General features: G+C 61.1%; 15 protein-coding genes. 10 read left to right on the top strand and 5 right to left on the bottom strand.

The genetic code is table 11. The features are described 5' to 3' along the window. The first annotated feature begins 48 nt into the window (after positions 1–48). Complete coding sequence (gene radC, locus ABTV87_RS28770) at positions 49–723, top strand: RadC family protein (protein WP_085606125.1); 675 nt, start codon at positions 49–51, stop codon at positions 721–723. Positions 724–759: 36 nt separating this feature from the next. Here the strand turns inward: radC and ABTV87_RS28765 are convergent, their stop codons facing one another. Then, positions 760–2346, bottom strand: coding sequence for an ABC transporter substrate-binding protein (locus tag ABTV87_RS28765; protein WP_433898731.1), 1587 nt, complete (start codon positions 2344–2346; stop codon positions 760–762). A gap of 79 nt (positions 2347–2425) precedes the next feature. On the opposite strand from ABTV87_RS28765, the gene ABTV87_RS28760 reads away from it, so the two are divergent. From ABTV87_RS28760 to rpmG, 3 genes are all read left to right on the top strand, one after another. Beyond that, entirely contained in the window at positions 2426–2593 is a 168-nt protein-coding gene (locus ABTV87_RS28760) for a hypothetical protein (RefSeq protein WP_433898730.1), read from the top strand. Positions 2594–2792: 199 nt separating this feature from the next. Further along, entirely contained in the window at positions 2793–3026 is a 234-nt protein-coding gene (gene rpmB, locus ABTV87_RS28755; protein WP_003177273.1) for a 50S ribosomal protein L28, read from the top strand. A gap of 11 nt (positions 3027–3037) precedes the next feature. Continuing rightward, positions 3038–3193, top strand: coding sequence for a 50S ribosomal protein L33 (rpmG, locus tag ABTV87_RS28750; RefSeq protein ID WP_003177274.1), 156 nt, complete (start codon positions 3038–3040; stop codon positions 3191–3193). Positions 3194–3312: 119 nt separating this feature from the next. Here the strand turns inward: rpmG and ABTV87_RS28745 are convergent, their stop codons facing one another. The 3 genes from ABTV87_RS28745 to ABTV87_RS28735 form a co-directional block, all read right to left on the bottom strand. Next, the gene (locus ABTV87_RS28745; RefSeq protein WP_085606120.1) at positions 3313–3534 is read right to left on the bottom strand and encodes a hypothetical protein; all 222 of its coding nucleotides are present in this window, start codon (positions 3532–3534) and stop codon (positions 3313–3315) included. A 187-nt stretch (positions 3535–3721) separates the two neighbouring features. Further along, positions 3722–4042, bottom strand: a complete 321-nt coding sequence (locus tag ABTV87_RS28740; RefSeq protein WP_170929368.1) for a hypothetical protein — start codon at positions 4040–4042, stop codon at positions 3722–3724. A gap of 49 nt (positions 4043–4091) precedes the next feature. Continuing rightward, positions 4092–4454, bottom strand: a complete 363-nt coding sequence (locus tag ABTV87_RS28735) for a cupin domain-containing protein (protein WP_433898729.1) — start codon at positions 4452–4454, stop codon at positions 4092–4094. 235 nt (positions 4455–4689) lie between these two features. On the opposite strand from ABTV87_RS28735, the gene ABTV87_RS28730 reads away from it, so the two are divergent. Next, positions 4690–6183, top strand: a complete 1494-nt coding sequence (locus ABTV87_RS28730) for an aldehyde dehydrogenase (protein ID WP_085708877.1) — start codon at positions 4690–4692, stop codon at positions 6181–6183. A 185-nt stretch (positions 6184–6368) separates the two neighbouring features. After that, entirely contained in the window at positions 6369–7514 is a 1146-nt protein-coding gene (locus tag ABTV87_RS28725; RefSeq protein ID WP_007954456.1) for an MFS transporter, read from the top strand. 21 nt (positions 7515–7535) lie between these two features. Here the strand turns inward: ABTV87_RS28725 and ABTV87_RS28720 are convergent, their stop codons facing one another. After that, entirely contained in the window at positions 7536–9071 is a 1536-nt protein-coding gene (locus ABTV87_RS28720; RefSeq protein ID WP_433899878.1) for a phospholipase D family protein, read from the bottom strand. A 378-nt stretch (positions 9072–9449) separates the two neighbouring features. On the opposite strand from ABTV87_RS28720, the gene ABTV87_RS28715 reads away from it, so the two are divergent. The 4 genes from ABTV87_RS28715 to ABTV87_RS28700 all read left to right on the top strand — a co-directional run bounded on the left by ABTV87_RS28715 (position 9450) and on the right by ABTV87_RS28700 (position 13929). Next, positions 9450–10112: a DUF1120 domain-containing protein gene (locus ABTV87_RS28715; protein ID WP_085606112.1), complete on the top strand. Its 663-nt coding sequence runs from the start codon at positions 9450–9452 to the stop codon at positions 10110–10112. 130 nt (positions 10113–10242) lie between these two features. Further along, a complete protein-coding gene (locus ABTV87_RS28710; RefSeq protein WP_085606110.1) occupies positions 10243–10950 on the top strand; it encodes a fimbria/pilus chaperone family protein in 708 nt (235 codons plus the stop codon). Next, on the top strand, positions 10950–13373 hold the full coding sequence (locus ABTV87_RS28705) for a fimbria/pilus outer membrane usher protein (RefSeq protein ID WP_433898728.1): 2424 nt from the start codon (positions 10950–10952) through the stop codon (positions 13371–13373). The genes ABTV87_RS28710 and ABTV87_RS28705 overlap by 1 nt, the downstream gene beginning before the upstream one ends. 13 nt (positions 13374–13386) lie before the next feature. Next, a complete protein-coding gene (locus ABTV87_RS28700) occupies positions 13387–13929 on the top strand; it encodes a hypothetical protein (protein WP_433898727.1) in 543 nt (180 codons plus the stop codon). The last annotated feature ends 53 nt before the right edge of the window (positions 13930–13982 follow it).

Below are 13982 nucleotides of genomic sequence, written 5' to 3'. Positions count from 1 at the left end.
TCACAGCGACCGCTACGGAACAGCGGCGCCCACAGACAAGGAAGGTGTATGAGTATTCGCGATTGGCCGGCGGCGGAAAGGCCGCGGGAGAAGCTGTTGGAACAGGGCTCGGGAAGTCTTTCCGATGCCGAATTGCTGGCGATTTTTCTGCGCACGGGTGTATCCGGCAAAAGCGCGGTGGATGTCGCGAGACACCTGTTGGGTCAGTTCGGCAGCTTGCGAGCCTTGCTTGAGGCTGATCTCGCAACGTTCAGCGAACAATTGGGGCTGGGCCCGGCGAAGTTCGCCCAGCTGCAGGCCGTGCTGGAAATGGGTCGGCGACATCTGGCCGAGCGCATGCGGCAGAAAACGGCGCTGGAGAATCCGCAGGTGGTCCGTGATTACCTCAAGGCCATGTTGCGCCACGAGCCGCACGAAGTTTTCGGTTGCCTGTTTCTGGATTCCAAGCATCAAGTGCTCACCTTCGAGGCTCTGTTTCGCGGCTCGATCGACAACACCGCCGTGCATCCCCGCGAAGTGGTGAAGCGCTCGTTGGCCAATAACGCGGCGGCCGTGATCCTGTGCCACAACCATCCGTCGGGGAACAGCGATCCGAGTCAGGCTGATCGATTATTGACCAAGCGCTTGCAGAAGGCTTTGGAGTTGATCGATGTGCGGGTGCTCGATCACTTCATCGTGGGCGATGGGGAACCATTGTCGATGGCGGAGTGTGGTTGGATGTAGCCCGCAGCGACGGTAATCGCTGCGGGCCTCGGCGGGTTACTTCAAGGTGACCTTGGAATAATCCTGCCGCCCGAACGGGCTCACCGAATAACCCTGCACGTCCTTACGCGTCAGCGCATATGCCGTCGGATGCGCCAACGGCAGCCACAGCGCCTGCTGCTGGATCTGCGCCTGTGCCTGTTCGTAGAGTTTGGTGCGCACACCTTGCTCGCTGGTGGTCTTGCCGGCGCTGATCAGTTTGTCCAGGTCGGCGTTGCAGTAACGGGCGAAGTTGGTGCCAGACTTCACCGCTGCGCAGGAAAACTGTGGGGTCAGGAAATTGTCCGGGTCGCCGTTGTCGCCGGCCCAGCCCATGAACAGCAGGTCATGCTCGCCAGCCTTGGCGCGGCGGATCAGCTCGCCCCATTCGATCACGCGGATTTCTGCCTGAATGCCGATTTCCGCCAGATCCGATTGCAGCAATTGCGCGCCGAGGCTCGGGTTCGGGTTGAGCAGGCTGCCGGACGGGCGGGTCCAGATGGTGGTCTGGAAACCGTCTTTCAGTCCGGCCTTGGCCAGCAATGCCTTGGCCTTGTTCACGTCGTGGGTGTAACCCGGCAGGTTTTTCGCGTAGCTCCAGGTATTCGGCGGATACGGACCGTTGGCGGCTTCGGCGGTGTCTTCGAATACAGCCTTGAGGTAGTTGGCCTTGTCGAAGGCGAGGTTGATCGCCTGGCGCACTTCCGGTTTGTCCAGCGGCGGATGCTGGCTGTTGATGCCGACGAATGCAGTCATGAACGCGTCAGTCTTTTCGACTTTCAGCGTCGGCTCCTGCTTCGCCGCCTGTACGTCCAGTGGTTTTGGCGACAGGGCGATCTGGCACTCATTACGCCGCAGCTTTTGCAGGCGCACGTTGGCGTCCGGAGTGATGGCGAAGATCAGCGGGTCCACCGCAGGCTTGCCGCGGAAGTAGTCCGGGTTGGCCTTGTAACGGATCGACGCGTCTTTCTGGAACCGGGTGAACACGAACGGTCCGGTGCCGACCGGCTGGCTGTTGAGCTTGTCGGTGGCATCGGCCTTCAGCAGCTTGTCGGCGTATTCAGCAGAATAAATGGAGGCGAAGCCCATGCTCAGGGTCGCGAGGAACGTCGAGTCCGGGTGATCGAGGGTGAAGCGCACGGTCAGCGGGTCCAGCGCGTCGATCTTCTTGATCAGGCTCGGCAACTGCATCGACTGGGCGTGCGGGAAGCCGCTCTGGGCGACTTTGTGCCACGGGTTGGCCGGGTCGAGCATGCGGTCGAAGCTGAACTTGACGTCTTCGGCGGTCAGTTCGCGGGTCGGCTTGAAGTAGTCGGTGGTGTGGAACTTCACCTGCGGGTGCAGCTTGAACACGTAGGTCAGGCCGTCGGTGCTGACTTCCCAGCTGTCGGCCAGGCTCGGGACGACCTTGCCGCTGGCAGTGTCAAAGTTCACCAGGCGATTCATCAGCACGTCGGCCGATGCGTTGGTGGTGGTCAGCGAGTTGTACTGCACCACGTCGAAGCCTTCGGGACTGGCCTCGGTGCAGACGCTCAGGGCGGCGGCCTGGGCCAGTGGACTCAGTAACAACGGGGCGAAGAGCAGGGGGAGGGCAGCGAGGCGCATGGTCGGCTTCCTTTACAGATCGAAGGCCCATCTGCAAGTGCAGTCTGGAAAAGGCCTACCCTAGTGGTCGCGATTGCAAATGACTATCCCCTTTTTGCATTTTCGGGGCTGCGCGGCGGAGGATTTGTCGGAAGAGACGATGGGAAAAGTCTCGATCGCGGGTATGATCGGTTTTCTTCGACGAATGGTAAAAATTGCCGGCAGCCTTTGCCCAAAGCGCTTGCAGCCGGAAAAAGCGGCTTTTTAGCCATTCTTTGCACACGGAAAGTTGTTGCTCCGTGGTCTTTCTGGTATAAAGCAGCGCTCTTTTCTAGGGGCCCGGTTCCTTCGCTTGTAGGTGTAGCCGGTAAGACCTCTAAAGAATCGCGGCGCCTGGCGCCACAATGACTAGAGATTAAGCGGCCAACCCATGCCGGGTTGGGCATGTGGTTTTAGAGGGCTGAGGCATGTCTAGAGTATGTCAAGTTACCGGTAAGGGTCCGGTGACTGGGAACAACATTTCCCACGCAAACAACAAAACCCGTCGTCGTTTCCTGCCGAACCTGCAGCATCACCGCTTCTGGGTTGAAGAAGAGAAACGTTTCGTACGCCTGCGCGTTTCCGCCAAAGGCATGCGTATCATCGACAAGCGTGGCATCAGCGTTGTGCTGGCCGAGCTGCGTCGCGACGGCAAGGTTTAAGGGAGCTAATCATGCGTGAATTGATTCGTTTGATCTCGAGCGCCGGTACTGGTCACTTCTACACTACCGACAAGAACAAGCGTACTACCCCGGACAAAATCGAGATCAAGAAATATGATCCGGTTGTTCGCAAGCACGTGATCTACAAGGAAGGCAAAATCAAGTAATTGATTTTTCCCGACTTACGAAAAAGGCCCGTATCTCACGATACGGGCCTTTTTTGTTAGGCGTGATTCAGTGCAGTCTACTCACGCTCCAGCTGGTCTTGCCCGGTTGATCCGAGGCTTCAGGCTTTTTGCTCGTTAGAGCGATCAATTTCGATCACGTCGATGTTGCCTTGAGCATCAAGGTGAACTGTCAGGCGTCCCGGGCTGAGATCTGCGGTGAGATACCCAGTACCACCGCGTACGTCCCGGCCGGTCAGCTCGGCAAGATAAGCTTTGACGCTGGCTACGTAGCGACTGCCAATCATATGGCGTACCTGGTGAGTTACTTGTTCATTGTTCATGTTCGCATTTCCTTTGCGTGATTGAGATGTCCATTAGCTGAACTCACCAAGTGTGTGGCCGGCTTCGGCAGGGGCTGCGGTATATAGTTATTTTTTGCGCCCGCGGTGCTTCCCTGTGCGGATCACCGTGCAACCCTTGCGAAAAGGCCCGTATCTGAAAATACGGGCCTTTTTTGTTGCCAGATGATCAACCGCAGATCAGTTCATCGATCTCATTGCGTTCGTTGACCAGTACCCTGATCCGGTCAGGTTTGGGCAGGAGATTGAACAGATCTTCCGGCCGTTCCAGCCGATGCTTTTGCACCCCGGCTGCAATACGGATGGCGCTCAGGGTTTCAGGGGTTGCGACTTGGTCGACAGCGAATTGCGCGGCGTTGATATTGCAGAAATCAGGCACGGTGCCTCCTTGCGTTTCATTCGGTTGGAAGCGCTCGCCGGTCAGTCCTGCCGAGACATCCTGCCTCGGTAGGAAATTGCCCGATGTATGAGCGCTGCCGCGAAGTTTCACTCAGAAGCACTGCACGCGTCTTACTCGCGTAGTCACCACTTGTGTCGGATCAGGCCTTCTGTTCGAAGATCACATAGACCTTGCGGCAAGCCTCCAGCACTTCCCAGGTGCCACGGAAACCGGCCGGAATCACAAAGCGGTCGCCGACACGCAGGGTCTTGGCATTGCCTTCACTGTCACGCAGCACCGAAACGCCCTGCAGGATTTCGCAGTATTCGTGCTCGGTGTAGTTCACCGTCCACTGCCCGATCGCACCTTCCCATACGCCGACACCCATCTGCCCACAAGGGCTGTCGTACTGATTGAACACCGCTTGCTCGGGATCGCCCTTGAGCACTTTGGCCGGGTCCGGGCGATAGCGTTCGGCTTCGGTTGTAGTCAGGCTGATGTCGACGACGTTCTGGATGTTCATTGTTGTTTTCTCCCGTGATGACGGCGCGATGGCGTGAAAGGGCCAAAGTCTATGTTGATTAAATTGAACGCCGCAAGGCCGTATGGCGAGCTTATGTCAAATATATTGAAACAACCCCGGTCGCTGGTTTAGGGTGGCGGATGCCTTGGGCCGAAAAGCAGGCTGGCCGGGCAGTATTCCTGAGGACGACCGCGACGATCGCGGCGCTCGTATTGAACAAGAGGAGGACACTCGAATGACCACCCTGACTCGTGCCGACTGGGAACAACGCGCCCGCGACCTGAAGATCGAAGGCCGCGCCTACCTTAATGGCGAGTACACCGATGCCGTCTCCGGCGAGACCTTCGAGTGCATCAGCCCGGTCGATGGCCGTCTGCTGGGCAAGATTGCCAGCTGTGACGCCGCCGACGCCCAGCGCGCTGTGGAAAACGCCCGCGCCACCTTCAATTCCGGCGTCTGGTCGCGCCTGGCGCCGACCAAACGCAAAGCCACCATGATCCGTTTCGCCGGCCTGCTCAAGCAGCACGCCGAAGAACTGGCCCTGCTCGAAACCCTCGACATGGGCAAGCCGATCAGCGATTCGCTGTACATCGACGTGCCGGGCGCTGCGCAGGCCCTGAGCTGGAGCGGTGAAGCGATCGACAAGATCTACGACGAAGTCGCCGCTACGCCGCACGATCAACTGGGTCTGGTGACCCGTGAGCCAGTCGGCGTGGTTGGCGCCATCGTGCCGTGGAACTTCCCGCTGATGATGGCCTGCTGGAAACTCGGCCCGGCCCTGTCGACCGGTAACTCGGTGATCCTCAAGCCGTCGGAAAAATCCCCGCTGACTGCCATCCGCATCGCCGAACTGGCGGTCGAGGCCGGTATTCCGAAAGGCGTGCTGAACGTGTTGCCGGGCTACGGCCACACCGTCGGCAAGGCGCTCGCTCTGCACAATGATGTCGACACTCTGGTGTTCACCGGTTCGACCAAGATCGCCAAGCAACTGATGATCTATTCCGGCGAATCGAACATGAAGCGCGTCTGGCTGGAAGCCGGCGGCAAGAGCCCGAACATCGTGTTTGCCGATGCACCGGATCTGCAAGCCGCCGCCGAATCCGCCGCCAGCGCCATCGCTTTCAACCAGGGCGAAGTCTGCACCGCCGGTTCGCGTCTGCTGGTCGAGCGTTCGATCAAGGACAAATTCCTGCCGATGGTGATCGAGGCGCTGAAAGCCTGGAAACCGGGCAACCCGCTGGACCCGGCCACCAACGTTGGCGCGCTGGTCGATACCCAACAGATGAACACCGTGCTGTCCTACATCGAGTCTGGCCACACCGACGGCGCCAAACTGGTGGCCGGCGGCAAGCGCATTCTTCAGGAAACCGGTGGCACCTACGTCGAGCCGACGATTTTCGACGGCGTGAGCAACGCGATGAAGATTGCCCAGGAAGAGATCTTCGGCCCGGTGCTGTCGGTCATTGCCTTCGACACTGCCGAGGAAGCGATCAACATCGCCAACGACACGCCTTACGGCCTGGCGGCAGCGGTGTGGACTCAGGACATTTCCAAGGCACACCTGACCGCCAAGGCGCTGCGTGCCGGCAGCGTGTGGGTCAACCAGTACGACGGCGGCGACATGACCGCACCGTTCGGCGGCTTCAAGCAGTCGGGCAACGGTCGCGACAAGTCGCTGCACGCGTTCGACAAATACACCGAGCTGAAGGCGACCTGGATCAAGCTGTAAATCGCTGAGGGAGCCCGGTCACTCCAGGCTCCCTGACGAAACAGAGACCCTTGTGGGAGCGGGCTTGCTCGCGAAGGCGGTGTGTCAGTCAGCAATAATGTCGACTGTCAGACTGCATTCGCGAGCAAGCCCGCTCCCACAGTGTTTTGTGGTGCATATAAAAATTATCCACAGGAGCGTGGACCATGCGTTGGGCGACGTATTTCGCCGTGTTGGCGTCTGTCTTGAGTGTTGGGCTGGCCCTCGGTGTCAGCATGCCGCTGGTGTCGTTGCGCCTGGAGGGCTGGGGTTACGGCTCGTTCGCCATTGGCGTGATGGCGGCAATGCCGGCCATTGGCGTGTTGCTGGGGGCAAAGATTTCCAGTCATCTGGCCGCGCGCTTCGGCACCGCGAACCTGATGCGCCTGTGCCTGTGGGCCGGGGCGCTGTCCATTGGGTTGCTGGCGCTGCTGCCGAGTTACCCGATCTGGCTCGTGCTGCGGCTGATGATCGGGGTGATCCTGACCATCGTGTTCATCCTCGGCGAGAGCTGGATCAATCAACTGGTGGTCGAGCACTGGCGCGGGCGATTGGTGGCGCTGTATGGCAGCAGTTATGCGCTGAGCCAACTGTCCGGTCCGTTGCTGTTGGGCGCACTGGGCACCGATCACGATTACGGTTTCTGGGTGGGTGTCGGTCTGCTGATCGCTTCGCCGTTTCTGCTGCTGGGTCGCAGCGGCGCGCCCAGCAGCGAGGCCAGTAGCGTGACGTTCGGTGATTTGTGGGGGTTCGCTCGTGAACTGCCGGCGATCGCCTGGGCCGTGTCGCTGTTCGCCGCTTTCGAGGCGATGATCCTGACCCTATTGCCGGTGTATTGCCTGCAACAGGGTTTCACCGCCGAAATCGCCTTGGCGATGGTCAGCACCGTGGTGGTGGGCGATGCGCTGCTGCAATTGCCCATCGGTGCGCTGGCCGATTATCTGTCACGGCGGACTTTGTTCACCGGCTGCGCCGTGGTGCTGATGCTGTCGAGTCTGGCGATCCCGATGCTGCTCGACACTTTGCTGATCTGGCCGCTGTGGGTGCTGTTCGGCGCCAGTGCCGGTGGCCTGTTCACCCTGTCGCTGATCCTGATCGGCGAGCGTTACCGCGACGATGCGCTGGTGCGCGCCAACGCGCATGTCGCGCAGCTGTGGGGCGTCGGTTGTCTGATCGGGCCGTTGATGGCGGGCGCGGGCAGTCAGTGGATCAGCGGGCATGCGTTGCCGTGGCTGATGGCGGCCGGTGCCTTCGGGCTGGTGATTCTGCTGTCGCGGCAAGGGGCGTTCGGCAAGGTGCCGGAGCCCGCTTGATAAGCCGGTTGGAGCGGGCTGCTACAGCATCCGCTCCAGTCCCACGGTGGTGCTGAACCACGCATTGAAGCGCCGCCACCAACTGCCGGGCTCCTTGGTCAACGTGTGCATCTGGCCATTGTCCTCGGTGACCCACACCACTTTTCCGTCCTGCAGTTTCGCTTCGTAGCTGAGCGCCGGCGCCATGCCTTGCAAGGCCAGTTCGCGCACGTGGGCTGCCAGTTCGGGACTGTCCACCAACACGCCGACTTCAGTATTCCAAAGCACTGAGCGCGGGTCGAAATTGAACGAGCCGATGAACGACTTCTTCCCGTCGAAGATCATCGCCTTGCTGTGCAGGCTCGAGTCCGAGCCACGATAGGACTTGCTGTAAAACAGGTGCGGGCCGCTGCCGTCGTTATCCCCGGGCTGGCGCCGCAGCTCAAACAGCTTCACGCCATGTTCCAGCAACGCCTTGCGATACGGCGCATAACCACCGTGCACCGCCGGCACGTCGGTGGCTTCCAGCGAGTTGGTCAGCAGGCTCACCGACACGCCGGCATCCGCGCGGCCGGTCAGATAGACCAGCCCCGGCTGCCCCGGCACGAAGTAGGCAGAAATCATCACCAGTTCTTTGCTGACGCCGGTCAGCTCCGGTGCCAGTTGGGTCGTCAGCAGCAGTTGCGGATCGGGTTCGCCCTTGGCCAGTACCTTGCTCGGCGCATCCCACAGCGCCTGGTTCCACGCCCAGATCAGCTCCTTGCGCCAGATGTCCATGCGCGGGTCGGTGCGGTAGGTCATCAACTGCTGATACAGCGCATGATTCTGTTTGCGGGTTTCTTCGAGTGATTCTTCCAGGCGTGTGCGGGTGTTCTGCAGGTCTTTGGCCGAGGGTTTGCTGGAGAGGAACTCGTCGATCGGCTTGCTCAGGGCGCTGTTCCAATACTGGTCGAAACTGTGCCCGAGCTGTTCGGCCACCGGCCCGACACTGAGCATGTCGATATCGGTGAAGTTCAGGTTGGGCTCGGCATCGAAGTATTCGTCGCCCAGATTGCGTCCGCCGACGATGGCCGCGCTGTTGTCCGCCAGCCACAACTTGTTGTGCATCCGCCGGTGTTGCAGCGACAGGTTGAACAGCCGTCCGGCCGCCCGGGTCACGCCGGTGCTGCGCCCCAGGTGCAGCGGATTGAACAGGCGGATCTGGATCTGCGGATGCGCCGCCAGAGTCGCAATGATCAGGTCGAGGCCGTCGCTGGTGGTGTCATCCAGCAGGATCCGCACCCGCACGCCACGATCGGCGGCCTTCAACACTTCTTCCACCAGCATTCGCGTACTGATGCCGTCATGGACGATGTAGTACTGCAAATCGAGGCTGCGTTGAGCGTTGCGGATCAGCTCGGCGCGGGCGGTGAAGGCTTCGGTGCTGTTGGACAGCAGACGAAAGCCGGACTGGCCCTTGTAGGGCGCCGCCTGGGCCTGGATCGAACGACCGAACGCGGAGTCGGACGCCGGCAGTGCCTGGCTCGGTTCGCGCGGGACATCCAGCGAAGCGCACCCGGCGAGCAGCAGGACGAACATCAGTGCAAATGGCAGGGAAAGTCTGGGGCTCAAGTCGGGTCGTTCCGGGTGTGGGCGAGGTCAGGAGTATGGCACGGCGCACGCCGCCTGTTGCCTGTTCGAAAAGGGCAGTCAATCCGATCCTTGAAGCAGAGCGGTTTGTAGCTCATGGCTGTCGGCAGGAGGCCGTTTCTTAAACAAGTCGAGGATTTTTCCGGCCGACGTCAGCTACGGCCCGCAGCGATTTTTCCAGCGCGCAATACACTCTCGCCTTACATCACTGCCGGGAGGCAATCGGAATAATGACAACGCTGATTCTGAAGCAGGACGTTTCCTGTTTTTCAGCAGAAGAAGCGCAGCTGGCTGTCATCTTTCGATTCTTATGGAGTGAGAATTTTCATGCGCAAGACCTTTCGTGCAATCGCTGTCGCAAGCGCCCTGTGTCCGGCACTGGCCATGGCCGATGGTGCAGACCTGACCATCACCGGCACCATCATCCCGACCTCGTGTACGCCGTCCTTTGCTGACGGTAATACGGTCGAGTTAGGGGACATCCCCGCCGGGTCACTGAATCGCGACCGGCAGACCGAGCTGCAAACCCGCAATGTAACGCTGAGCATCCGTTGTTCGGCAAATGCGCCGATGGCCATCAAAGTGCATGACAACCAGGCACATACCCAGCTGCCCGGTATCGTCGTGGATGGCACCGATTGGGCGATGTACATCTACGGAATCGGACAAGTCGCGGGCGCCAAGATCGGTGGTTACGGCCTGCGATACGGTACACCCACCGTCGATGGCAAACCTTCGATGATCATGTACAAGCAAGGGGGCATGGCCAACTGGGACACCCCCGATACGGCCACGCTGGTCGGAAAAAATGCGGATGGCGGCAATCTTCGCTATTCGTGGGGAGGATCCCTGGCCGCAGGCCCGACGCCGGGCGTCGTGCACATCTTTCCCATGACGCTGGTGCCGGTCATCGGCCCGTCGGCGAACCTGCCGATTACTTCTGAAATCGCGCTCAACGGCTCGGCAACGTTCGAGCTGCTCTACCTCTGACAGAGCGCGCAACGCGCCAATCATCGACAGGCACCGGTCGCTTCCGGGGCCTGTCCTTTCCAATCAATGTTATCGGCTGGCCTGTGGCCCGGCACGGATGCCGGCTGCGCGCTCGCCCGTGGACAACGTCATGAACGCCTTTGTGCGAAAAGCCATCGCCAGTGTGCTGCTGGTTTCTTTTTGGGTGCCCGGCCCGATCCGGGCGGCGGGAATGGTTCCCGAGACGCCTGTCGTTGTGCTCGACGAAGGCGTGGGTGAGGCCGGTATCAATGTGTTCAACAGCGAGTCGCATCCCGCGCTCCTGCACACGTCTGTCGAAGACGTGCCGCAAGATACCGAGTCATTGCTGCTGCTGACACCGCCGGTGGCACGGGTCGAGCCCGGGGCAACGCAGCGCGTGCGTTTCATCCTGCGCAGTGCAGAGCCTTTGAAGACCGAACGCCTCAAGCGCGTGATCTTCGAGGGGATCGCTCCGCAGGACTCGACGGGCAAGGCGCAGGTGAGTCTGAGCCTGCGCCAGAACATTCCGGCGATCCTGCGCCCGGCGAATCTGCCGGTCGACCGCGAGCCCTGGAAGCATCTGGTGTGGTCGCGACAGGGCACTGACATTCAGGTGCGCAATCCCAGCCCGTACGTGGTGCGGCTGGGCCATTCGGTGACGCTGCTGCCCGACAACAAAGAGATGGATCTGGGCCGCACGTATGTGCTGCCCGGCGAGCAACTGACCTTGAGCGGGACGCCTGATCCGAGCGGTTCGCCGCTCCAGGTGCGACTGTTTCCAGTGACCACCTACGGTTTCGCCATTGCGCACTTCGATGCTCCTTTGGTGACGGATTGATGCATCGAGGTTGTCTGGCCGGCGCGGCGTTGATCATCGTTCTCGGCACCGCCCCTGTCGCCAGAAGCGCCGAGGGGCTGTCCGTGCAGTTCAATCAGGATGTATTGAAATCACGCGGGCTGGATCCGCGCCTGGCCGAATACTTCAGTCAGGCGCCACGTTTTCGCGAGGGCGTGCAGTCAGTCTCGCTATCGGTCAACGGCGTTGCGAAGGGGCAGGTGCAGGTCGCGTTCAATGCCGAAGGCGAGTTGTGTTTCACGCCTTCACTTCCGGAGCGGGGCGGATTTCGGGCGGCGGATCACGTCGAGTCGACGGGTGATTCGGGATGCGAACTGTTCGCCCGGTACTTTCCGGGTGCGGTGGTACAAGCCGATCCGTCGCAGGAACATATCTCGCTGCTGTTGCCCACCGATGCGCTGGTGCCTGATCGCCCGGTTCGTCGCAGCTTCCTCAACGGGGGTACGGCAGGTCTGTTCAACTACGACGCCTTGCTGCTGGGCAGCCGTTTCGCCGGCCAGTCTTCGCAGTTCCGCAATCTGAATGCCGAGCTGGGCCTGAATGCGGCGGACTGGTCGTTTCGCAGTCGGCAGGTGTACAGCGAGTTCGCCGGAGAGAATCGCCTCGAGCATTTGTATGCCTACGCCTCGCACACTTCGGAACGCTATCAGGCCAACCTGCAACTGGGTCAGTTGAACATGGTCTCGCCGCTGTTTTCCGGTGAGGCCTTCAACGGCTTCCAGGTGCAACCGGAACTGGCCCTGATGGCGCTGGACGATGACAGCTCCGGTGCGCGGGTTGAAGGCATCGCCTATTCCGCGGCGCGAATCGAAGTCACCCAGAACGGTGCGCTGATCTACACCACGGTGGTGCCCAGCGGGCCGTTCACACTGGTGGGTTTGCCGCTGCTCAGTCAGAGCGTGGATCTGGAAGTGACGGTGCATGAAGAGGACGGTCAGCAGCGGCGTTTCATTGTGCCGGCGACGCAGTTGCGGGGCGGGATGACGGGCCGGGCGGCAGGCTATGGGCTGGCGGTCGGTCAGGTGAGGCGCTACGCCGGTGACGAGCGTGATGCGCCGTCCTTTGCCGCTGCCAGCAAGGACTGGCGGCTGGGCTCGCGCGGGCAGGTCACGGCCGGCGCCATGTTTGGCACAGGCTATGAGTCGCTGGGCTGGGCAATGCAGGGCGGCATCGGTGATCGGCTGATACTCGGTGGGCGCCAGGTGATTTCCCGGGCACAGGATCAGGCCGTGTCCGGCACGCAATTGCAGTGGACGGCCAGCGGTCGGTTGAGTGAACGGTTGTCGACAAGTGTTGCGCTGACCCAGCAGACCCAGGGTTTCCGCACGCTGTCGGACACCACCTGGGATTCGCGCAATGATCGACCGTTCCAGCGAGTACGCAATCAACTGACGGCAAACCTCAGCACCAGCAGTCCGGTGTACGGAGGCTTTTCTGCCAGCTACTCGCGGTTTTCCCTGTTTGACGGGACGGCCACGTCCAGAGTTGCCCTGGCCTGGTCGCAGAGTATTCGGCGGGCCAATGTGACATTTACGGTTGAGCGTGATGTTGCCGGAGCCTCCGATGATGCTCGTGGCACAGCGGCTTATCTGAGTGTCAGCCTGCCGTTGGGCGCGCGCCAGACCTTGCGCGGTTACGTGCGTAACGACGACGTGAGCGGCACCCGCAGCGGTCTGCGATTCAATGAACAGTTCAGCGACACCCTCGCTTACAGCATCGGCGCCGAACGGCCGGATGACGGTAGCGCCGGGTTCAACGGACGGGTCAATCTGTTGCCCCGCTATAGCCAGCTGGATATGGGCTATTCGCGCAGTGGTGCCGATAGCCAGAACTATGACATCGGCCTGCGTGGCGGTGCGCTGGTGCACGGTGGTGGCGTAACGCTGTCGCCTTATCCGCTGCGCGAAACCTTCGCCTTGCTCAAGGCCGGCGACAGCGCCGGCGTCAGGTTGAACACCCCGCGAGGCCCGGTCTGGACTGATCATTCCGGACACGCCGTGGCAGCGAGTCTGCCGGCGTACAGCAAAGGACGGGTCGAGCTGGACACGGCCAGCCTGGGACGCAATGTCGATGTGCACAACGCTTTTCAAGAGGTCGAAGCCGGGCGTGGCGCCTTCGCGCATCTGGCGTTCGACATGGTCACCGCGCGGCGCGTGCTGTTGCAGGCGCGCACCGCCGACAACGTTCTTCTGCGCAAGGGCGGAGCCGTTTTCGACGCGCAGGGTCAGTACATCACCAACGTACTGGAGGCCGGCACGATCTTTTTGCCCGATGTCCGGCCAGGCACGAGTTTGCACGTGGTGCTGCCCGATGGCAGTCGCTGCCGGTTGGTCTACAGCCTCGGCGAACAGCCCGACACCCAATCGCTGTATGAAACGGCGCAAGCCACCTGCCACGCGGTTTAAGGAGTCAGTCACCATGCATCGTTTGAATACCGGCACGATCGGTCTGGCATTGCTCAGTGCCGTGTTTATCGCCGATCAGGCACAGGCGCAGTCGGGCTGTGCAGTCAGGCTGGGGCAGCCTTCCATCGATTTTGGAGCGATGACGCGCGGTCAGTTGCTGCAGCAGCCCCTGGATAATGACCAGCTGAGTTTCGGGCGCCGACGGGTGCAGATCACCGTTCAGTGTGAACGGACAGTTGCGCTGCGACTCGACCTGGCGGCGCCGGCCGCGGATACCGTGGACTATCGGTTTGGCGCAGGGGCGTTGAGGGTCCATGTGATGGCTGTCCGGGTGGATGGCAAGGCCGCGCAGTGGCTTGGATTTGAACCGGGTAGCGCATCCGGCGCGGCTGTCTGGCCCACCGGGCAAAGCCTGATTCCCGCGCGGGCGGGCGTTGCACTGGAAGGTCAGCGCATGGACGTCGAAGTGGAACTTGAAGGACGGGTAGGGTCAGCGCAGACCCGGGTTGCCGATCTGACCCGGTTCGGGATCGATCTGCGCTTTCAGGCGTACTGAATCTCGGACCCCGGAAACATGGCGGTTCAAAGCATCGGGCCACGGCAGCGTAG

It is taken from the genome of Pseudomonas sp. PSE1(2024) (assembly GCF_050990555.1).
Taxonomy (GTDB): domain Bacteria; phylum Pseudomonadota; class Gammaproteobacteria; order Pseudomonadales; family Pseudomonadaceae; genus Aquipseudomonas; species Aquipseudomonas aphyarum.
Note: the sequence above shows the minus strand (reverse complement) of the source record. Positions and strands in the feature narration are given on the sequence as shown.